General features: G+C 59.9%; 20 protein-coding genes. 8 read left to right on the forward strand and 12 right to left on the reverse strand.

Annotated features, from left to right (window positions below; genetic code table 11):
• Positions 1-23: 23 nt before the first annotated feature.
• The 7 genes from typA to ACYBHZ_RS06720 form a co-directional block, all read right to left on the reverse strand.
• A complete protein-coding gene (gene typA, locus ACYBHZ_RS06690) occupies positions 24-1,844 on the reverse strand; it encodes a translational GTPase TypA (protein WP_460273480.1) in 1,821 nt (606 codons plus the stop codon).
• 109 nt (positions 1,845-1,953) lie between these two features.
• On the reverse strand, positions 1,954-2,289 hold the full coding sequence (locus ACYBHZ_RS06695) for a DMT family transporter (protein WP_460273481.1): 336 nt from the start codon (positions 2,287-2,289) through the stop codon (positions 1,954-1,956).
• A 9-nt stretch (positions 2,290-2,298) separates the two neighbouring features.
• Positions 2,299-2,925, reverse strand: coding sequence for a YitT family protein (locus tag ACYBHZ_RS06700; RefSeq protein WP_460273482.1), 627 nt, complete (start codon positions 2,923-2,925; stop codon positions 2,299-2,301).
• A gap of 14 nt (positions 2,926-2,939) precedes the next feature.
• Positions 2,940-3,563, reverse strand: coding sequence for a YitT family protein (locus tag ACYBHZ_RS06705; protein ID WP_460273483.1), 624 nt, complete (start codon positions 3,561-3,563; stop codon positions 2,940-2,942).
• Positions 3,564-3,710: 147 nt separating this feature from the next.
• Positions 3,711-4,283: a hypothetical protein gene (locus ACYBHZ_RS06710; protein WP_460273484.1), complete on the reverse strand. Its 573-nt coding sequence runs from the start codon at positions 4,281-4,283 to the stop codon at positions 3,711-3,713.
• A gap of 118 nt (positions 4,284-4,401) precedes the next feature.
• A complete protein-coding gene (locus ACYBHZ_RS06715; RefSeq protein WP_460273485.1) occupies positions 4,402-4,968 on the reverse strand; it encodes a HupE/UreJ family protein in 567 nt (188 codons plus the stop codon).
• A 183-nt stretch (positions 4,969-5,151) separates the two neighbouring features.
• A complete protein-coding gene (locus tag ACYBHZ_RS06720) occupies positions 5,152-6,366 on the reverse strand; it encodes an NADP-dependent isocitrate dehydrogenase (RefSeq protein ID WP_460273486.1) in 1,215 nt (404 codons plus the stop codon).
• A 402-nt stretch (positions 6,367-6,768) separates the two neighbouring features.
• Between ACYBHZ_RS06720 and ACYBHZ_RS06725 the strand changes: the two genes are divergently transcribed.
• Positions 6,769-8,838 (forward strand): TonB-dependent receptor domain-containing protein, encoded by a 2,070-nt coding sequence (locus ACYBHZ_RS06725; protein ID WP_460273487.1) that lies wholly within the window; start codon positions 6,769-6,771, stop codon positions 8,836-8,838.
• A 59-nt stretch (positions 8,839-8,897) separates the two neighbouring features.
• Here ACYBHZ_RS06725 and ACYBHZ_RS06730 read toward each other — a convergent pair whose 3' ends face one another.
• Complete coding sequence (locus ACYBHZ_RS06730) at positions 8,898-9,563, reverse strand: VIT1/CCC1 transporter family protein (protein ID WP_460273488.1); 666 nt, start codon at positions 9,561-9,563, stop codon at positions 8,898-8,900.
• A 257-nt stretch (positions 9,564-9,820) separates the two neighbouring features.
• Here ACYBHZ_RS06730 and rplM point away from each other — a divergent pair, with 257 nt between their 5' ends.
• From rplM to ACYBHZ_RS06765, 7 genes are all read left to right on the forward strand, one after another.
• A complete protein-coding gene (gene rplM, locus ACYBHZ_RS06735) occupies positions 9,821-10,285 on the forward strand; it encodes a 50S ribosomal protein L13 (RefSeq protein WP_460273489.1) in 465 nt (154 codons plus the stop codon).
• 2 nt (positions 10,286-10,287) lie between these two features.
• A complete protein-coding gene (gene rpsI, locus ACYBHZ_RS06740) occupies positions 10,288-10,773 on the forward strand; it encodes a 30S ribosomal protein S9 (protein ID WP_460273490.1) in 486 nt (161 codons plus the stop codon).
• A 144-nt stretch (positions 10,774-10,917) separates the two neighbouring features.
• Positions 10,918-11,976 (forward strand): GSCFA domain-containing protein, encoded by a 1,059-nt coding sequence (locus ACYBHZ_RS06745; RefSeq protein ID WP_460273491.1) that lies wholly within the window; start codon positions 10,918-10,920, stop codon positions 11,974-11,976.
• Entirely contained in the window at positions 11,973-12,782 is an 810-nt protein-coding gene (locus tag ACYBHZ_RS06750) for a hypothetical protein (RefSeq protein WP_460273492.1), read from the forward strand. Before ACYBHZ_RS06745 ends, ACYBHZ_RS06750 begins: the two co-directional genes overlap by 4 nt.
• A 94-nt stretch (positions 12,783-12,876) precedes the next feature.
• Entirely contained in the window at positions 12,877-13,782 is a 906-nt protein-coding gene (locus ACYBHZ_RS06755) for an ABC transporter permease (RefSeq protein WP_460273493.1), read from the forward strand.
• Entirely contained in the window at positions 13,779-14,579 is an 801-nt protein-coding gene (locus ACYBHZ_RS06760) for an ABC transporter permease (RefSeq protein ID WP_460273494.1), read from the forward strand. Before ACYBHZ_RS06755 ends, ACYBHZ_RS06760 begins: the two co-directional genes overlap by 4 nt.
• Positions 14,579-15,694, forward strand: coding sequence for an ABC transporter ATP-binding protein (locus ACYBHZ_RS06765; RefSeq protein WP_460273495.1), 1,116 nt, complete (start codon positions 14,579-14,581; stop codon positions 15,692-15,694). Before ACYBHZ_RS06760 ends, ACYBHZ_RS06765 begins: the two co-directional genes overlap by 1 nt.
• 6 nt (positions 15,695-15,700) lie before the next feature.
• Here the strand turns inward: ACYBHZ_RS06765 and ACYBHZ_RS06770 are convergent, their stop codons facing one another.
• From ACYBHZ_RS06770 to ACYBHZ_RS06785, 4 genes are read right to left on the reverse strand one after another with little or no spacing between them, the layout of a single operon-like run.
• Positions 15,701-16,492: an alpha/beta hydrolase gene (locus ACYBHZ_RS06770; RefSeq protein WP_460273496.1), complete on the reverse strand. Its 792-nt coding sequence runs from the start codon at positions 16,490-16,492 to the stop codon at positions 15,701-15,703.
• Between the two features lie 18 nt (positions 16,493-16,510).
• Positions 16,511-17,128, reverse strand: coding sequence for a TetR/AcrR family transcriptional regulator (locus tag ACYBHZ_RS06775; protein WP_460273497.1), 618 nt, complete (start codon positions 17,126-17,128; stop codon positions 16,511-16,513).
• 10 nt (positions 17,129-17,138) lie between these two features.
• Positions 17,139-18,026: a polyphosphate kinase 2 gene (gene ppk2 / locus ACYBHZ_RS06780; RefSeq protein ID WP_460273498.1), complete on the reverse strand. Its 888-nt coding sequence runs from the start codon at positions 18,024-18,026 to the stop codon at positions 17,139-17,141.
• Positions 18,027-18,070: 44 nt separating this feature from the next.
• Positions 18,071-19,006 (reverse strand): alpha/beta fold hydrolase, encoded by a 936-nt coding sequence (locus ACYBHZ_RS06785; protein ID WP_460273499.1) that lies wholly within the window; start codon positions 19,004-19,006, stop codon positions 18,071-18,073.
• Positions 19,007-19,008 lie beyond the last annotated feature (2 nt).

The following is a 19,008-nucleotide window of genomic DNA, read 5'->3' on the forward strand; positions in this document are numbered from 1 at the left end:
TCGTTTGAACGCGAGATACGTTTTTACTGAGCCGCTGCTTTCGCGTTGCGCTTACGCTCATGCGGGTCGAGGTAGCGTTTGCGCAGGCGGACGCTTTCCGGGGTCACTTCGACAAGCTCGTCATCGTTGATGTAAGCGATGGCTTCTTCGAGCGAGAGCGTCGTCGGCGTGGTGAGTTTCACCGCATCGTCCGTACCAGAAGCACGCACGTTGGTAAGTTTCTTACCTTTGAGCGGGTTCACTTCGAGATCGTTGTCGCGGGAGTGCTCGCCGATGATCATGCCTTGGTAAACCTTCGCCTGAGCGCCGAGGAAGAGCTTGCCGCGCTCCTCGAGGTTCCAAAGCGCGTAGGCCACGGCTTCGCCGTCTTCCATGGAGATCAGAACACCCTGACGACGGCCCGGGATAGGACCTTTGTACGGGGCCCAGCTGTGGAACACGCGGTTCAGAACGCCGGTGCCGCGGGTGTCGGTGAGGAATTCGCCGTGATAGCCGATGAGGCCACGGGACGGGACATGCGCGATGATGCGGGTCTTGCCGTTCTGCTGACGCATCTCGGTCAGATCGCCTTTGCGCGCGCCGGTGAGTTTCTCGATCACAGCGCCGGAGTATTCGTCATCCACATCGACGGTGACTTCTTCGATGGGTTCCATCCGCTTGCCGTCTTCTTCGCGCATGATCACCTGCGGGCGGGAGATCGAAAGCTCGAACCCTTCGCGGCGCATGTTTTCAATGAGAACGCCCATCTGAAGTTCGCCGCGACCGGAAACCTCAAAAGCTTCGCCGCCGGGGGTGTCTTTGATCTTGATGGCGACGTTGGACTCGGCCTCTTTCATCAGGCGCTCGCGGATCACGCGGGACTGCACCTTTTTGCCTTCGCGACCGGCCAGCGGGCTGTCGTTGATGCCGAAGGTGACGGTGATGGTCGGCGGGTCAATCGGCTGGGCTTCCAGCGGGGTATCGATTTCGAGCGCGCAGAGCGTGTCGGACACGGTGGCTTTCGACATGCCGGAGAGCGAAACGATGTCGCCCGCGACGGCTTCGTCGATGTCGGCCATGCCGAGACCGCGGAAAGCCTGGATTTTCTTGACCTGAAACTGTTCGATCTTCTGGCCGTTGCGGGTCAGAGCCTGAATGGTCGTGCCGGCTTTGAGCTTGCCGCTTTCGACACGGCCGGTCAGAAGGCGACCGAGGAACGGGTCAGAGCCGAGCGTGGTGGCGAGCATTTGGAAGGGCTCGTCTTGCTTTTTGATCTGTTTCGGGGCCGGAACGTGGTTCAGGATCAGGTTGAACAGCGCGTCGAGGTTCTTGCGCGGGCCGTCCAGTTCCGTGTCACACCAGCCGTTACGGCCGGAGGCGTAGAGATGCGGGAAGTCGAGCTGATCGTCATTCGCGTCGAGCGAGGCGAAGAGGTCGAAACATTCGTCGAGCGCGCGGTCCGGCTCGGCGTCCGGTTTGTCGACCTTGTTCAGAACGACGATCGGGCGCAGGCCGAGGGCGAGGGCTTTCGAGGTCACGAATTTGGTCTGCGGCATCGGGCCTTCGGCGGCGTCTACCAGAAGGACAACACCATCGACCATGGAGAGGATGCGCTCCACCTCGCCGCCGAAGTCGGCGTGGCCGGGGGTGTCAACGATGTTGATGCGATGACCTTTCCACTCAACCGAGGTGGCTTTCGCCAGAATGGTGATGCCGCGCTCACGCTCCAGATCGTTGGAGTCCATGGCGCGCTCGGTGGTGGCTTGGTTTTCGCGGAAGGTGCCCGACTGTTTCAGCAGCTCATCCACAAGGGTGGTTTTGCCGTGGTCAACGTGAGCGATGATGGCGATATTGCGAAGATCCATAGGGTGGGGTTTCCGTCGTGAATATGTCTTGGCCTCGCGCCTAACCGCTGAGAGGACAAAAGGCCAGCTTTAAAGCGTCGGGCAGGGGCGAAAAGCCGCTGAAAGCGGATTAATGTGATGCCGTGCGCGAGAAAAGATGGATCACCAGCACGCCTGCGATGATCAGGGCAATCCCGAGAAGGGCCGGAAGATCGAGTTTCTGCCCGAGGAACACCAGCCCGATCAGCGAGATCAAAACGATGCCCAGCCCCGACCAAACCGCATAGGCGATGCCGACAGGCACGGTGCGCAGGGTCATGGACAGAAAGTAGAAGGACAGCCCGTAAGAGATCACGAGGATCACGACGGGGACAAGCCGGGTGAATTGTTGCGAGGCCGCCATGGCGGTGGTGCCGATGACTTCAAGGCAGATCGCGATGATGAGGTAGATGTAATGCGCAGGCATTTCGCCTCCTTACATTGCGATATAGCGGTCGCGGCGGTGGTTGATGGCGATCACGAGGTTCACGAGAAGCGCACCCAGCAGAGAGTAGAGCACCATCGGCAGCGGCAGAAGGAAAAAGGCCGCGATGAAGAGGCAGGCGTCAAAGATCAGCTGCACGTATCCGGCTTTGAACCCGGTCGCGTCCTGAATGTAGAGGCCGATGATCCCGATCCCGCCCAGCGACGCCCCGTGGCGGAAGATCGCCAAAAGGCCGGCGCCGGTGGCAAAGCCAAAAATCACGGCGCCGAGCAGCGGGTTCAGGGTCTCAAAGGTCGCGAGCGTCGGGAACCATTCGGAGAAGATCGAGACCATGACAACGGCGGCGAAGGTCTTGAGCATGAATTTCTTGCCGAGGCGTTTATAGCCGAACCAGTAAAACGGCAGGTTGGCGACGAAAAACACCCAGCCAAATGACCAGCCGGTGACATAGGACATCAGCACGGCAAAGCCCGCAATCTGACCGGTGATCAGCCCAAGGGTGCGCAGAGGGATCAGGGCAAAGGCGCACATGATCGTGCCGAACAGGATGCCCTGCGCATCGTCGAAGAACGAATGCTGGTCTTCTTCGCGCGGTTTTTCGGCTTCTGTTGCGGTCATTGGAGGCTCCGGGGTCAGTCTGCGATATAACGGTCTCGGCGGTGGTTGAAGGCGATCACGCCATTCAGGATCAACGCGCCGAAGAGCGAATACAGCACCCGGGTCGGTTCGAAAAGGAAGAAAGCTACGCCAAAGAGCACCGCGTCAAAGCCGAGTTGGACAATCCCAGCGCGAATGCCAAAGCGATCCTGCGCAACCAGAGCGATCACCCCGAGCGCGCCGAGCGAGCCCTTGTGCCGGAAAATGCCCAAAAGCCCGTAGCCCGTGAGAATGCCGAAGGCGATGGTGCCGAACAGCGGGTTGAGGTGGTCGAAAGACATCCAGTTGGGGATGATCGCGACGAGGAGACTGGCTGCCGTGACGCAGAGCGCGGATTTGAGTGTGAATTCCGTGCCCATGCGGAACCATGCCAGCGCATAGAAGGGCACGTTGATCAGCCAGAAGACCCAAGAAAAGGACCAGCCGGTGAGGTAGGAGATGACCAGAGCGAGCCCCGCCGTCTGGCCGGTGATAAAGCCCAGTTGGTTGATGATCACGAGCCCGATGGAGGTGGTGATCAAGGCAATGGAAAAGCCCTGCACATCCTCAATGAGGCTGTGTTTGGTGGGCGATTCTGTAATTGGTATGGGCGCTGGCATAAGACTCAATTAGGACAGCGATATTGACCTGTCTAGTCCAAAACGCATTGGCATCCCGGCAATTTCTTGTGAAGTTGGCGGGCTGTCGAAAAATGCAGCAGGGGAAAGGCTTATAGAGGGCAAAGGTCGCCTGAGTGGCGCGGAGGATCACTCGATCCAGAGCCTTTGGGCCTGAAACAAGACCAGTGTTTCCGCAAGTTGCGGCGAGGTCGAGGCGGGGGCGCTGGCGACCGGGCGGCTCATCTGCGCCTCTTCGAGTTTGAACAGATGTGTCGTGAGCCGTTCTGTGTCCTGCCCATAGCGGCTGGCGGAGGCGAGATCGGAGCGGGCGCGCGCGATCAGGTCAACCGGGGCGTTCGGATCGGTGCCTTCCTCGCCAGTGCCGTAGACGCGGCCTGTGGCGGCCATCTCCGACAGATAGGCGGCGCCTTGACGTTCAAGCCCCATGACAAAGCCGAGATCATCGAAGCGGACGGCTTTGAGCTCCGCCGTCAGCTCATCAATGGCAGTCGGGGAGATCGCGGTCAGATCGTAGCGCGCGAAAATCTCCCGTGCGGTCTCGATCGCCGTACTCTTGATCGCCGTGCTTTTGGATTTGGTCTCGGTCTCTGCGGGCTTGTCATGCTCTGACGCCGTCCGCGTCTCCTGATCGGAGGCGGAGCTTTGGTTCTGCGACAGGCCAAGTCCTGTGAGCGGATGATGGGCAGAGGAAATCTGCATCGGAAACCTTCTGTTCTCCTGACGAGCCGAAGATAGGATGCAGTCTGTTAAAGCCAAGGTAACAGGTAAAATTGCGCGGAAAATCTCCCGCGCAATTCGTGGCTTATGGTAAATGCGATCAGCCGAACACCAGAGACAGGCCGAGAAGCGCAGAGGCCGCGCCAAGAAAACGCGGGGCGAGCGGATGTGTGCGGGCCATAAACTGCGCCAAGACGATGCCCGCCGCATGCAGAGCCGCCGTGGCGAGGATAAAGCCGACGCCAAACCCGAGCGCATGGGCCGCGCCCAGCTCCGCGCCATGGGCATGGCCGTGGAACAGGCCGAAGAACCCCGCAATGGCAACGCCGCCCCAAAGGCCCGGACGCACGGCAAAGCTGACCAGAAGGCCGATGACGATGGCGGAGGCAAGGATCATCGGCTCGACGAAGGGCAGGGGCAGGCCACTGATGCCGCCGATATAGCCCAGCGTCATCGCGCCAACAAAGCCTGCGGGAACGGCCCAAAGCGCCTTGCCGCCGATCTGTAGTGCCCAGACGCCAACGGCCAGCATCGCGAGCACATGGTCGAGGCCGAAAAGCGGGTGCGAGACGCCAGCGAGAAATGAGCCGTGCTCTTCGGGCGGAAGGTGGGCGAGCGCAGGTGTCGCGAGAAGAGCGAAAAGCCCGGTCAAAAGATGTTTTTTCATAACTGTCCCTTATTGAGGTCAAAAGCATCCCGGTTTGGGTCATGCCTGCTGTCCAATCTGACGAAGAGACGCGGGTCGGGCAAGTGGTTGCGAGGCTGTCGTTGCGAAAAGAGGTCGAGACGTGGCAAAGAAAAAGGCCGGAGCGTTTTGGCCCCGGCCTGTCTCAAATCTGGATGGGGGGGCTTAGCCCGCCAGCGCTTTGTTCAGGTTTTCGTCGATTTTCTCCAAGAAGCCCATGGTGGTGAGCCAGCCCTGATCCGGGCCGACGAGCAGCGCGAGGTCTTTCGTCATGAACCCGCTTTCCACGGTGTTGACGATAGTTTTTTCCAGCGTCGTGGCAAAGCGCATCAACTGTTCGTTGTCGTCCAGTTTGGCGCGGTGCTTCAGGCCACCGGTCCAGGCGAAGATCGAGGCGATGGAGTTCGTCGAGGTGGCTTCGCCAGCTTGGTGTTGGCGATAGTGACGGGTCACGGTGCCGTGGGCGGCTTCGGCCTCGACGATTTTCCCATCCGGGGTCATCAGCTGCGAGGTCATCAGGCCCAGCGAGCCAAAGCCCTGTGCCACGGTGTCGGACTGCACGTCGCCGTCGTAGTTCTTACAGGCCCAGACGAATTTGCCGGACCATTTCATCGCACAGGCCACCATGTCGTCGATCAGGCGGTGTTCGTACCAGATGCCGGCTTTCTTGAAGGCTTCGGCGAATTCTTCTTCGTAGACCTCTTGGAAGATATCTTTGAAACGACCGTCATAGGCTTTGAGGATGGTGTTCTTGGTCGAGAGGTAGACCGGCCAGCCCACGGAGAGACCGTAGTTCAGCGAGGCGCGGGCGAAGTCGCGGATGCTGTCATCGAGGTTGTACATCGCCTGATAGACACCGGCGGAGGGGGCGTTGAACACCTCTTTCTCGATCACGGTGCCGTCTTCGCCAACGAATTTCATCGTCAGCTGGCCTGCGCCCGGGAAGTGGAAGTCGGTGGCTTTGTATTGGTCACCGTAAGCGTGGCGGCCGACGACGATCGGGCTGGTCCAACCCGGCACAAGGCGCGGCACGTTGCGGCAGATGATCGGCTGGCGGAAGATCGTGCCGCCGAGAATGTTGCGGATCGTGCCGTTCGGGGAGCGGTACATGCGCTTGAGGTTGAATTCCTCGACGCGGGCTTCGTCCGGGGTGATCGTCGCACATTTGACGGCAACGCCGATTTCTTTGGTCTTCTCGGCTGCGTCGATGGTGATCTGGTCATCGGTTTCATCGCGGGACTCGATGCCGAGATCGTAATAGAGCAGGTCGAGGTCGAGATAGGGCAGAATGAGCTTCTTCTTGATGAAGTCCCACATGATGCGGGTCATTTCATCGCCGTCCATTTCGACGATTGGGTTTTCTACCTTGATCTTGGTCATCTGGGGAGCTCCATGAGAGGTCTGGGAGAGTCGCTTTCTTTTAGACCATTTCAGACGCTAACGAAAGGTGTGCATACCATTGCATACCAAATATTCACAAAACTGCGATCTCGACCGTAAACAAGACCGACAAAGCGGTGTTGTGCCTGAATTTCGGGCGTCGTTGGAGAGGCTTATGTGTGGATCAGTTGTTGCATAACGGCAACGAGGCGCAATTTGTGCGTTTGCGCACGTAGGGGTGAAAGTTGACAGAAAGACTAAGAGATAATAATCGTCCGCCCGACGCTTTTCCGGCATTGTGAACATGCTGTAACTAGGCAGCCCAAGGTCCCCGAACCCGGCCCCCGAGATCAAGAGATCGTCAACGCATCAACTGATCCGGACATATGAGAGGGGAATCTCATGACCATTTATCTTCGGCCCGTCGGGGCCCGCGCGCGCTTGCTTCTCAGCGCGGCGCTTCTGTTGCCGTGGCTGCCGCTGAGCGCTCAGGCGCAGGATAGGACCGCGCTTGAGCCGATCATCGTCGAAAGCGAAACCGAGGCGGGCGCGACCACGACGCTGAACGGGGCGTCTGTCAGCGCTTTGGACGGTTCCACGATGGTCGAGCAATATGGCAATGACATCGGCACGGCGGTACGCGCCACTGCCGGGGCCTTCACCCGCTCGCCCGCCGACAGCCCGACGGTCGCGGTGAACATCCGTGGTCTGCAAGGTTTTGGCCGCGTCAACACGATGATCGACGGCATCCCGCAAACTTTCCGCAACATTTCCGGTCATGGCGGTTCGTATGACGATCAGGTCTTTCTCGATCCGGGGCTGATCGCCAGCACCGATATCGCCAAAGGGGCGGTCGCCGGGGCGGATGGTCTGGGCGCATTGGCCGGGGCCGCGAATTTCCGGACCATCGGGATCGACGACCTGATTGAAGAGGGTGAGACGACCGGCGGCATGGCGCGGTTGAGCTTTGGCACCAATGGCAGCGATGTGGCCGCGACCTTCGCCGGTGCGATGCAAAGCAAGGACGGTCGTTTTGGCGGCATGGCTGCGGTGAGCGGCTATAATCACGGGCCGTTTGAGGACGGGGCAGGGACTGAGTCCAGCGAGTATTATAAAGACGAGCCGCGCACGATTTTGGCGAAGATGCGCTACCGTCCGACGGAAGACCTCGAATTCAACCTGACGGCGCAGGATTATCAGAACACGTTCTACCCGACGGATTCCTCGGGCTACATCTGGGATGTGGAGCGCCAGAGCGTGGTCGCGGATATGCATTACAATCCGGGCGATCCGCTGATCGATATGACCGCGAAAGTCTACTGGCAGGATCTCAGCTTTGATTTCCCGACCGGGGAGGGCAAGACCTCGGGCTCTTACCTTGGGCGCAACGGGACGGATGAGACGCTTGGGGCCAACCTGAGCAACCGCAGCCTGTTTGCCTTGGGTATCGGTGATCTGCTGCTCGATTATGGTGTCGCCTATACGCAGAACGATTTCGACACGGAAGAGAGCACTTCTGGCGCGAATGCGGCGGGCAAGCTGGCCAAGGCCGGGGTGTTCATGAACTCCGCCTATACGCTCGGAAATTGGGATTTCGGCGGTGGTCTGCGCTATGACTACTATGAGCTCGACAGCACGATCGACGGCGAGGACGTGACACGGGATGATGGCAAGCTGAACGGCAGCCTCGTGGCCCGGTATCACTTTGACGAAGAGTGGTCGGCCTATGGCTCCTTTGCCGAAACCATGCGCGCGCCGACCGTGACGGAGATGTTCTACAGCGGCGGATCGCACGCCACGGCCAGCTCCGCGATCTACACCAATCCTGACCTTGAAGCGGAAACGGCTGAGACCTTCGAGCTTGGTGTGAATTTCGCGCGTGAAGGACTTTGGGCCGGGGCGACCGTGTTCAAATCCGACATCGAAAACTACATCAATTATGAGCAAGACAGCGACGGCACCGTGCGTTTCATCAACACGGATGGCACTGTGACGATGACCGGGCTTGAATTGTCCGGCGGGTTTGACACGGATCGCTTCTTTGGGTCGTTGTCCGTGACCATCGCGGATACGGATCAGCCGATCAGCAACGAAGCCGGGTTCGGCAAGGATTCCTACGGCGAACTGCCCGACGACTATGTGACGCTGGATCTCGGTGTGAAGCTTATGAATGGCGATGCCCGGATCGGTGGCCGTGTCCGTTATGTCGGCGAAAGCTCGGTTGCGACCTACACTTCCTTCGTGGATATGAGCGGCACGACTGTCGATCTCGACTCTTACACGCTGTTTGACCTCTACGGATCGTGGCAGGTCAGTGACGGGTTGGAGCTTTACGCCAGCGTCGAAAACCTCACCGACAAGTTCTACCGCGAGGCGGGGACCGGTCTGGCGACCTCGGGTGAGGGAATGTTCACCGACGGTATCGGTGGTCGTGGTCGGACCATCGAAGTGGGGATGACCTACCGCTTCTGATCGCGCTGCATATTTGAATATCAGGCGGGCCTGCTCCTTCGGGGGCAGGCCTTTTACGTTCACCCGGCCACGATCAGCCCCACCGCATAGGCCACCACGGCACAAAGTCCGCCGAGCAAGACGGTCTCCCCGACCGCGCGCCAAAGCGCTGCGCGGGTCGCAACGTGGCGCAGCAGTCCCAAAAGTGTAAGCGCGATGCCTGTCGCGGCGACGGCGGCGCCGAATTGTAGCGCGCTCGGAAGGCCAAGGATGTAGGGCAGGATCGGGATCGTGCCAAAGGCGACGAAGGAGATGAAAGTCACCAGAGCGCGCGGCCAGAGCGGGCCTTGGCCCGGATCTTCCAATCCCTCGACCTGAGAGAGCGTGATTTCGGCCATCAGTTCCGGCGATTTGGCGGCCAGTGTCGCCATGGTGGTGGCGTCCAAGGTGGACAGCCCGTGCCCCTTGAGGTGCCGGGTGAGGGCCGCGACCTGTTCCGATGGATTGTGGGTCAGTCGTTTTCGCCGCCTCCCGATCATGTCGCGGGCGGCGCGGGCGGACAGGAATTCTCCCAGTCCCATCGAGGTGGCGTCGGCAAAGAGATTGGCCAGACCAAACACCAGAACCGCCAATGTCGCGATTTCCCCGGTGCCCTCGGCGCTCGCCCCGGCAAACCCTGCGACGATGGCAAAGGTCGTGACGATGCCGTCATTGCCGCCGTAGACGATCTGTTTTAGGTGATCCATAAGGTTGAGCCTGGCGAACATGCTGGGACCTGATGTTGTTTTGTCTGAAACGTGGTACAAAACAGCAATAGGGCGCGCCATGACATCGCGCAAACCTCTGTTTCGCGCCAAAAGGGGTGAAAAATGTGGGGTAAAATAATACCTATTTTTTAAGGGGTTGTTTTTACTTGTTAAATCGCAAAAGCATGCGCTTGACGTGGCGCGCGAAATGCTTAGAACACGCTCAATCGAATTCTCACCCAATAAGGGCAAGCAAAATGAAAACCTTCTCCGCTACTCCCGCGGACGTGGACAAGAAATGGATCATCATCGATGCTGAAGGCGTCGTGCTGGGCCGTCTCGCTTCCATCGTCGCGATGCGCCTGCGTGGCAAACATAAAGCCACCTTCACCCCGTCCATGGACATGGGTGACAACGTGATCGTCATCAACGCCGAAAAAGTTCAGCTGACGGGCAAAAAACGCACCGACAAGAACTTCTACTGGCACACCGGCCACCCGGGCGGCATCAAATCCCGCACCATCGGTCAGCTGCTCGACGGCGACCACCCGGAGCGCGTTGTGACCAAAGCCGTGCAGCGCATGCTGCCGGGCGGCAAACTCTCCCGCCAGCAAATGACCAACCTGCGCGTTTACGCTGGTGCCGAGCACCCGCATGAAGCGCAGTCCCCCGAAGTTCTGGATGTCAAATCCATGAACAAGAAAAACACCCGGAGCGCATAATCATGGCTGATGAAATCAAATCCCTTGAGGAGCTGAACGCCGTCGCTGGTGGTGAAGCCGTCGTCGAAGTTGCTGCGCCCCGCGAACCCGTTCGTGACGAACTGGGCCGTTCCTACGCCACCGGCAAGCGTAAAGACGCTGTTGCCCGCGTTTGGATCAAGCCGGGTTCCGGCAAAGTCACCGTCAACGGCAAAGACATGTCTGTCTACTTCGCCCGTCCGGTGCTCCAGCTGATCGTGAAACAACCGGCGGAAATCGCTGGCGTCGAAGGTGAATTCGACGTGGTTGCTACCGTTAAAGGTGGTGGTCTCTCCGGTCAGGCCGGTGCTGTGAAACACGGCATCTCCAAAGCTCTGCAGCTCTACAACCCGGAACTGCGCGGCGCTCTGAAAGCTGCTGGCTTCCTGACCCGTGACTCCCGCGTTGTTGAACGTAAGAAATTCGGTAAGCGCAAAGCTCGCCGTTCCTTCCAGTTCTCCAAGCGTTAATCGCCGGACTGCATATATTTTCGAAAAGTCGCTGCAGAGCTCTCTGTGGCGGCTTTTTCTTTGGCGGGTCCGGTGGTGCGAAACACTTGGATTCGAGGGGCGTCCACGCCATAGTGAGGTTCAAGCGATTGAAGAGTCTCTGCTTTGCCTCACCCCTATGAAGACATCCCATCCCAGAGCTTCTGGCGCAGCGGAGTGGTCGACACCGACCGGCAGGGCTGGCCGGGGCTGTATGATCCGAAAGTTCGGATCACGCGGGACACGTCTGTCGCCACAGCTGGCAGTTGCTTTGCCCAACATATCGGAAATTACCTGCGCCTCTCCGGGGTGAATGTTCTGGATGTCGAGCCCAAACCCAAAGGCATGAGCGACGAGCTGGCGCGCCAATATGGCTACGGCATCTATTCGGCGCGCTACGGCAATGTCTACACGGCGCGGCAGATGCGTGAGCTGCTCGAAGATGCGATGGCGGGGCAGGTCCGCAAGAACCTGTTCGCGCAGCGAGGGGAGCGCTGGTTCGACATGTTGCGCCCCGGTGTGGAGCCGGAGGGCTGCGATAGTCGCGAAGAGGCGATGAAACTGCGCCGCGCCCATCTGATGAAGGTGGTGTCTCTGGTACAAAAGGCGGATGTGTTCGTCTTCACGCTCGGCCTCACCGAAGGCTGGATCGCCAAACGCTCCGGGCGGACGATGGCCGTGGCGCCGGGTGTCATCGCGGGGGACTACCGCCCGCGCCGCCATGTGTTCCAGAATTTCACCTATGATGAAATCTATGCGGATCTCGTTGAAATGCAGCGGCTTTTGCGCCAGATGAACAAGGACATCAAACTGCTGCTGACCGTCTCACCCGTGCCTCTGACCGCGACGGCCTCCGGGCAGCATGTTCTCTCTGCGACGACCTACTCAAAAGCGGTTCTGCGCGCGGCGGCCGGGGATTTCGCGGCGGATCACGAGGCGGTGGATTACTTTCCCTCCTATGAGATGGTCACCACATGGGCCAATACGGAACCGGCCTTCGCGCCCAATCTGCGCTCGGTCAGACCGGAGATGGTGGAGCAGGTGATGGCCGTATTCCTGACAGCGCAGGGGCTGTTGGACGCCGTGGAGCCAGATATGGATGAATGCGCGGAAGAGGATGACGCCTTCGAGGATGCCGATGATGTGATTTGCGAAGAAGCGCTCTTGGACGCGTTGCGCAAATGACGATGCGTCTATGTGTGCTCGGCAATTCCCATATGGCGGCCTATGCCTCTGCGGCGGAGCGATTTGCAGCGCGCTGGCCGGGGTTGGCGCTCGACATGTTCGGCGCGCATGGCGATAGCCTGTCGCATTTCGAGGTGGTCGAGGGACGGCTGCAAAGCGCCAATGCGGAGGCGAACATGCGTCTCACACATCTGGTCGGGCGCGACTCCTTTGCGCTCTCGGACTACGACGGGTTCATCGTCACAGGGCTGCATGTGGCGATTTTCACCTTCGTGCGGATGTTCCGCGAACTCTCCAGCCTTGATATGCCGTCGATCTCCGGGGATGTGCGTGCCGTGGAAGGCGCGCGCCCCTTGGCCTCGGCCGCGATGCTGCGCGCCTACGGCGAAGAGCGTTTGCGCCGGACTCATGGGATGCAGCTCGCGATGGCGCTTAAACAAGCGACGGATGCGCCGGTCTTCATCGCAAGCCAGCCGCGCCCGTCGGAACGGGTGCGTGACCAAGGCAAAACCTATCTCGGCTTTGTGCAGCTCGATGCGCGGGGCGATGGCGGCTTCGTCTCCGATTGGTTCGATACCGCCACCCGGAGCCTGTGCGAGGCGGAGGGGATTGGCTTCATCGCGCAGCCGGAGGGGACAATTGAAAAGGGGCTTTTCACGCGCGAAGAGTTCCTGCGCGGCTCGGTTCGACTTGCGCAGCGCAAAGACCTGCCGCATGACGCGGATGACGTATTGCATGGCAATGCAGAGTTTGCCTCTTTGATGATCGATCAAGTGGCATCTGCCTTGAATTTGCCCATTGCGTAGGGAGGCCGGTGCGTTAGTACTTGCAAATTTGATCAAATAATTCACAGGATCAGATGGTCTCATATGATCCATGTGTTTCAAGGGGAAAGAGGGCATGACAATCGGCGAAAAGCTGCGGCGGTTCTTCCGCACCGAACAAGGGGTGGGGCTGATGCTCGTCTCGCCAACGGCGCTCTATGCGCTGTTGTTGCTGGCGGTGCCCTTGCTGGCGATTTTGGTGATTTCGTTCTGGACCCAGACGGGCGTCCGCGATTTCGACACGGCCTTCACGCTGGCGAATTATAAAGAGGCGCTGACCGATCCGCTTTATCGCCAGCTTATGCTGCGCTCTCTGATGGTGTCGGGGCTGGTGACTTTGATCACCGTGCTGTTGGCTTTTCCGATTGCCTATTTCGTCTCTTTTGGTGTGAAGCCCGAGCATAAATCCCTCTGGATTTTCCTCATCACCATCCCGTTCTGGACTTCCTACCTGATCCGCGTGTTCCTCTGGAAAGTGATCCTCGGCTATAACGGCGTTCTGAACTCCGGCCTGAAAGCCGTTGGTTTGATTGAAGAACCTCTGACCTTCATCCTCTACAACGTCAACGCGGTGATCATCACTCTGGCCCATGCTTATGCGCCCTTTGCGATCCTGCCGATCTTTGTCGCGCTGGAGAAGATCGACCGCTCGCTGCTTGAGGCCGCCCGCGATCTCGGCGAGAGCCGCACGATGACCTTTCTGCGCGTGACCCTGCCTCTGGCCGCGCCCGGTGTGGTGGCCGCCGTGCTGATCGTCTTCATTCCGACCATCGGTGATTACGTCACGCCGCGCCTTGTCGGCGGCCCCGGCGGGCTGATGATCGCCAATATGATCCAGACCCAGTTCCTGCGCCTCAACAACGCGCCTCTGGGGGCCACGCTTGCGGTGCTTGCCATGCTGATCGTCGCAGTGATCGCCATCGTCTTCATGCTTTTGGGCAACAAGGCCGCAGGCGGCAAAGCACAGGGAGGCCGCAAATGAAGTCGCTCAAGGTTTACGCCATCTTCTACCTGCTGTTTCTCTACGCGCCGATCTTCCTGTTGCCGCTGTTTGCCTTCAACAGCTCCTCGGTGATCGCCTTCCCGTTGGAGAGCTTTACGACCGAATGGTTCACCACGCTTTTGACGCTCTCAGAGATGCATGGCGCGCTGCTGAACTCGCTCAAGATCGCAGTGACCTCTGCGGTTCTGGCCACTGGCCTCGGGGTTTTCGCGGCCATGGCGGCGACGCGCTATTCCTTCCCCGGACAAAAGGGCATCATGGGCTTCATCATGCTGCCTCTGGTGCTGCCGGAGATTATCGTCGCTGTGTCGCTTCTGATCGTGATCCTGCGCATGGGCTTTGACACCGGTGCTTGGTCGGTGATCGCGGGGCATACGCTGATCTGTACGCCCTTTGCCATCGCGATCCTGCAATCGGCCTTCGCTTCGCTCGACCCGTCGCTCGAAGAGGCGGCCTATGATCTGGGCGAAACGCCTGCGTCGACCTTCCGCTTGGTGACCCTGCCGCTCGTCATGCCGGGGATCATCTCCGCGCTTCTGATCTCTTTCACCATTTCCATGGACGAGTTCATCATCGCCTTCTTCCTGACCGGGGCCGAACCGACCCTGCCGGTCTATCTCTTCTCGATGATGCGCTTCCCGAAACTTCTTCCTGCGGTGATGGCGCTTGGGACGATCCTTGTCGTGCTCTCCGTCATCCTCATCGTAATCGCTGAATTCTTCCGCCGCCGTGGTGCCAAGCGCGCCGGGCTCAAAGACACCGGGGGCTTCCTCTAATGACCATCAAAAAACGACCTGCCGGACCGGCGCTGATCTCGCTTCAGAACGTCAACAAGCATTACGGGGATTATCACGCGCTGCGTGGCATCAATCTCGAAATCGGGCAGGGCGAGTTCTTCTCCCTTCTGGGGCCGTCCGGCTGTGGCAAGACCACGCTTTTGCGCACCATCGCGGGGTTTGAGGATTACGACACCGGCTATGTCATGATCTCGGAGAAAGACATGCGCGGGGTGCCGGCCAACAAACGCCCCACGAATATGGTGTTCCAGTCCTACGCCATCTTCCCGCACCTGACGGTGTTGCAGAACGTCGCGTTCGGTCTGCGCAAATCGTCGATGTCGAAAGCCGAGAAAACCAAGGCGGCCGAGGATGCTTTGGAGATGGTCGGCCTCAAAGGTTACGGCCACCGCGCCGCCCATGCGTTGTCCGGTGGCCAGCGCCAGCGGGTTGCACTCGCCCGTGCGCTGGTCCTCAAACCCAAGGTTTTGTTGCTTGACGAACCGCTCTCCGCGCTCGACCGCAAAATGCGCGAGCAGATGCAGGTGGAGCTGATCAAACTTCAGCGCGAGGTGGGGATTACCTTTATCCTCGTGACCCACGATCAGGAAGAAGCGCTTGTCATGTCCGACCGCATCGCCGTGATGTTCGAGGGCGAGATCGCGCAATGTGACGATCCGGAAGTGCTGTACCGCAAGCCGAAATCGAAACGTGTGGCGGATTTCATCGGCGTGATGAACTTCCTCCCGGCGACCGTGCGCGAAGAGGATGGCAAATACATCGCCACCGTCGCGGGCCTTGGCGACGCGGAAATTTCCGAGGCGCAATGCCCGGCTGGCGTGCCTGTGCGCGAGGCCACTGTCGGCTTCCGCCCGGAGACTGTGACCATCCTCTACGAAGGCCAGTCTGCCACCCACCGCGAGGCGCCTGCGAAGGTCGAAGAAGTCGTCTATTACGGCGATATGACCTATTACGACGTCAAATTCGAAGGCGTCGAGAAACCTGTCCGCATCTCCATGCGCAACATCTTCGGGCGTGATGTGCTCGATGTGGGCACCTCTGCACGGATCAGCTGGTCTCCGGGCGCTTTGGTGGTGTTTGGCGCGGGTCAGTAACAGCGCTTATTGGCGGAGGGATTTCGTCACGAACCCGGTAATCGCACGTTCCAGATCGGGAATTGCGCCCGTTCCAAGCGTGCGATTGACCTCTGCATGACGATACTCAGAGCCGTCAAACACGCTCACATCGCCCCCCTTTGAGCGCGCCAGCGTGACGAAATTCGACATGGCGGAGGCGTGGCCGTGGACTTGCGACCAGATCGCGAGGATCGGCGGCAGGGTCTTGGCAAGAGTGTAGGCCGGAGACAGCGCGCCCCATTGAGATTTGTCTCGAAACGCGCCACGGGTTGCGAAGGGCAGGTGGCCTTGATGCGCGCGGGCGAGGGTGATCAGATCGACCGCCCCGCTGTCGTTGATGATGACCCCCGCCGGGCGCGGCACCCTTCCCGTCAGGGTCGCCATCGCCGCCAGATGCGCGCCCGCCGAATGGCCGATCACGATGGTGCGGTCCGGTTTGGCGACATGGGCGAAGCACCAGTCGATCGCTTGCCGCACGGCCTTGATCTGACCCGGCACAGGCGTTTCCGGCAGCATCGGGTAATCGATAGAGATGAAATCGAGGCTCATGGAATTGAACCAGGCGGGTTTGGCGTCCACCGCCTTGCGCGACCCGATGCGCCAAGCGCCTCCGTGGACGTAAATCACCGCGCCGCGCGGGCTGTTCGCGCGATAGATGTCGAGCTCCGCCGCCCCGTAATTGCGCGTCTCCGGCGGGGTCTCGGCCCGAGCGATCCCTAGAAAGGCGAGTGCCGCCGTGCCGCTGGCGATCAATGTTCTGCGTGTGAAATCAGACATATGCCTCCTTTTCGAGGCTCATTTGTCCTGTGGAATAAGCCCCAATCCACGCAAGTATATCCCGATTCCGGTTTCCAAAAGGTCTTCGGGCGGAAAGGGCACACGCGCGCCGGGCGTGCCGCGCGCGAAAAGCTCCACCACGCCATGGGACATCGCCCAGACATGGGCCGCGAACATCTGCGGCGGCGGGCGTTTGCCCTCGGGGATTTGCTCGGAGAGTTGCTCTGCCGCCTGTTCGAGCACGCCCAAAGCGCGGTTCGCAACAGTGTGCAGCTCGGGACTGCGCTGCATGGAGATGCCGCTCTCGAACATCGCGATGTAATGGCCGGGGTATTTGCGGGCAAAGGCGAGATAGGCGCGACCCACCGCCTCAAAGGAGGCAAGCGCGGAGGGCTGGCCGGTTTCATAGGCGTAATGCAGCAGATCGCCGAACACCTCGAACCCTTGCAAGGCGATTTCCGCGATCAGATCCTCACGGCCCTCGAAATGGCGATAGACTGCCGCCGGGGTGACCCCCGCCGTTTTCGCCGCTTCCGACAGGGTGAAACCGGTCGGGCCCTTCTCCTCGATGAGTTGAAGAGCCGCCTCGATCAGCGCCTGTCGCAGGTTGCCGTGATGATAGCCGCGTTTGCTCATGAGGCCGCTCTCATTCGTCCTCGTCGCCGGTGATCAGGATTTTCGGGCCATCGACGATCTCCGTGTCGATCGCGCCGAGGTTCTTGGCATCCTTGCCCTTGTAGTCGATCTTCATCAGCACCGAGCGGATCGCATTCAGCCGCGCGCGGTATTTGTCGTCGGACCGGATGATGGTCCAGGGCGCGATCAGCGTGTGGCTGCGTTCCATCGTCTCGGAGATCGCCTTGCTGTATGCGTCCCAGCGTTTCAGCCCTTCGACGTCAATCGAGGAGAGCTTCCACTGTTTCAAAGGATCGCTTTCGCGGGCGAGGAAACGGCGGAGCTGTTCGGCACGTCCGACGTTGAGCCAGATTTTGAACAGTTGGATGCCCTCGGAGACCAGCATCTCTTCGAATTCCGGGAGCTGATGAAAGAACTTCTCGCGCTGCTCGTCAGAGCAAAAGCCAAAGACCTTTTCCACCACGCCGCGATTGTACCACGAGCGGTCGAACAGGACGATTTCGCCCGCCGTCGGAAGGTGATCGATATAGCGCTGGAAATACCATTGCCCGGCCTCGCGCTCGGTCGGTTTCGACAGGGCGACGACTCGTGCGGCGCGCGGGTTGAGATATTCACGGAAGCGTTTGATCGTGCCGCCTTTTCCCGCTGCATCGCGGCCTTCGAACACGACGACGATCCGCTTGCCGGTTTCGCGCACATCGGCGAGCATTTTCACAAGCTCAAGCTGAAGCGCGTCGATCTCGTCCTCATAGTCGCTCTTCTTCAACCATGTCTCATAGGGAAAAGAGGGCGAGAGAATTTCTTTCTTGCCGCCGTCTTCCACCGCCTTGCGGATGGATTTCGGGGCGTCTTTTTCGAAATAGCGGGAGATGGCGCCGTCAAAGGGCAGGTCGGTCATGTCGCGGGCCTTCCGTGTTAATCGCTTTAACACTATGGGGTTTTTCAGCCCCGGTTGCAACGTGCCGCGATGCGCTCCTGCGCGCGGTGCACGGCCTGAACCACGTCATCGGTCGCGACATGGTGCGGCATGTGACCGACACCCTCAAGCCGGACCAGATGGTTGCTTTCCACCCGCGCGTCCAAAGGTTTGGCGTGCAGGATTTCCGGTACAATGATGTCGGAGACGCCTTGGATGCTTTCAATCGGCATGTCGAGATGGCGATACTCATCCATCATTTCGAAAATCTCCTCCTTGAGCGCCACGCGCTGGCGGGCATTGAGGCGATGACGGCGGGGCACGATGGAGTTCCGGGGCTGGAAATGATCGGCATAGCCTTCCGGCACCGGGTTCGGAGCAAAGACTTTGGAGAGCTGCTGCGTCACGATGCTTTGCGGCGTCAGGAAGGCAATCAGCTCCGCCGCCCACCAACCGATCACAGGGCGCACCAAGGTGCGGTGCAAGAGCGGTGAATTGATGTCCCAGTGATGCGACGGGGAGGAGACCAGCACCAAACCGGCGGAGGTCTCTGGCGCGTCAATCGCCCAGCGGAGCGCGACAGCGCCGCCATAGGACTGGCCCAACACGATGGGCTGTCGCGGTTCGATCTCCGCAATGGCCTCGCGGATCACGCGGGCCTGTCCAATCAGGGTTTCGTCCTTGTGATAGGGGCTGTGACCAAAGCCCGGACGGTCGATGAGATAGACCCGGAAATGTTCTTCCAGCGCCGGGGCGAGGGCGAAGCTCATGTCATAGGTCGAGCCGGACTGGCCGTGGATCAACACGACGGGCGGGGCCTCTTCGGGGCCGTAGCTCTCAACATGGATTTTCGCGCCACTCGCGCCTTTGATCAACTCGCCTTTGCGGCGGGTTTTCAGGGCCCGCATGGGGCCCTGCCGGAGCGGCATCTGGGTGAGCGGGTTGGGCGCCTGCGCGACCATCG

This window comes from Celeribacter sp. ULVN23_4 (genome assembly GCF_054788345.1).

Coding starts and splice junctions, on each gene's coding strand:
- ACYBHZ_RS06765 (WP_460273495.1), top strand. CDS start 14,579: ATGACCATCAAAAAACGACCTGCCGGACCGGCGCTGATCTCGCTTCAG.
- ACYBHZ_RS06755 (WP_460273493.1), top strand. CDS start 12,877: ATGACAATCGGCGAAAAGCTGCGGCGGTTCTTCCGCACCGAACAAGGG.
- ppk2 (WP_460273498.1), bottom strand. CDS start 18,026: ATGACCGACCTGCCCTTTGACGGCGCCATCTCCCGCTATTTCGAAAAA.
- ACYBHZ_RS06725 (WP_460273487.1), top strand. CDS start 6,769: ATGACCATTTATCTTCGGCCCGTCGGGGCCCGCGCGCGCTTGCTTCTC.
- ACYBHZ_RS06750 (WP_460273492.1), top strand. CDS start 11,973: ATGACGATGCGTCTATGTGTGCTCGGCAATTCCCATATGGCGGCCTAT.
- ACYBHZ_RS06785 (WP_460273499.1), bottom strand. CDS start 19,006: ATGGTCGCGCAGGCGCCCAACCCGCTCACCCAGATGCCGCTCCGGCAG.
- ACYBHZ_RS06720 (WP_460273486.1), bottom strand. CDS start 6,366: ATGACCAAGATCAAGGTAGAAAACCCAATCGTCGAAATGGACGGCGAT.
- ACYBHZ_RS06770 (WP_460273496.1), bottom strand. CDS start 16,492: ATGTCTGATTTCACACGCAGAACATTGATCGCCAGCGGCACGGCGGCA.
- ACYBHZ_RS06700 (WP_460273482.1), bottom strand. CDS start 2,925: ATGACCGCAACAGAAGCCGAAAAACCGCGCGAAGAAGACCAGCATTCG.
- ACYBHZ_RS06715 (WP_460273485.1), bottom strand. CDS start 4,968: ATGAAAAAACATCTTTTGACCGGGCTTTTCGCTCTTCTCGCGACACCT.
- typA (WP_460273480.1), bottom strand. CDS start 1,844: ATGGATCTTCGCAATATCGCCATCATCGCTCACGTTGACCACGGCAAA.
- ACYBHZ_RS06705 (WP_460273483.1), bottom strand. CDS start 3,563: ATGCCAGCGCCCATACCAATTACAGAATCGCCCACCAAACACAGCCTC.
- ACYBHZ_RS06775 (WP_460273497.1), bottom strand. CDS start 17,128: ATGAGCAAACGCGGCTATCATCACGGCAACCTGCGACAGGCGCTGATC.
- rpsI (WP_460273490.1), top strand. CDS start 10,288: ATGGCTGATGAAATCAAATCCCTTGAGGAGCTGAACGCCGTCGCTGGT.
- ACYBHZ_RS06760 (WP_460273494.1), top strand. CDS start 13,779: ATGAAGTCGCTCAAGGTTTACGCCATCTTCTACCTGCTGTTTCTCTAC.
- ACYBHZ_RS06730 (WP_460273488.1), bottom strand. CDS start 9,563: ATGGATCACCTAAAACAGATCGTCTACGGCGGCAATGACGGCATCGTC.
- ACYBHZ_RS06710 (WP_460273484.1), bottom strand. CDS start 4,283: ATGCAGATTTCCTCTGCCCATCATCCGCTCACAGGACTTGGCCTGTCG.
- ACYBHZ_RS06695 (WP_460273481.1), bottom strand. CDS start 2,289: ATGCCTGCGCATTACATCTACCTCATCATCGCGATCTGCCTTGAAGTC.
- rplM (WP_460273489.1), top strand. CDS start 9,821: ATGAAAACCTTCTCCGCTACTCCCGCGGACGTGGACAAGAAATGGATC.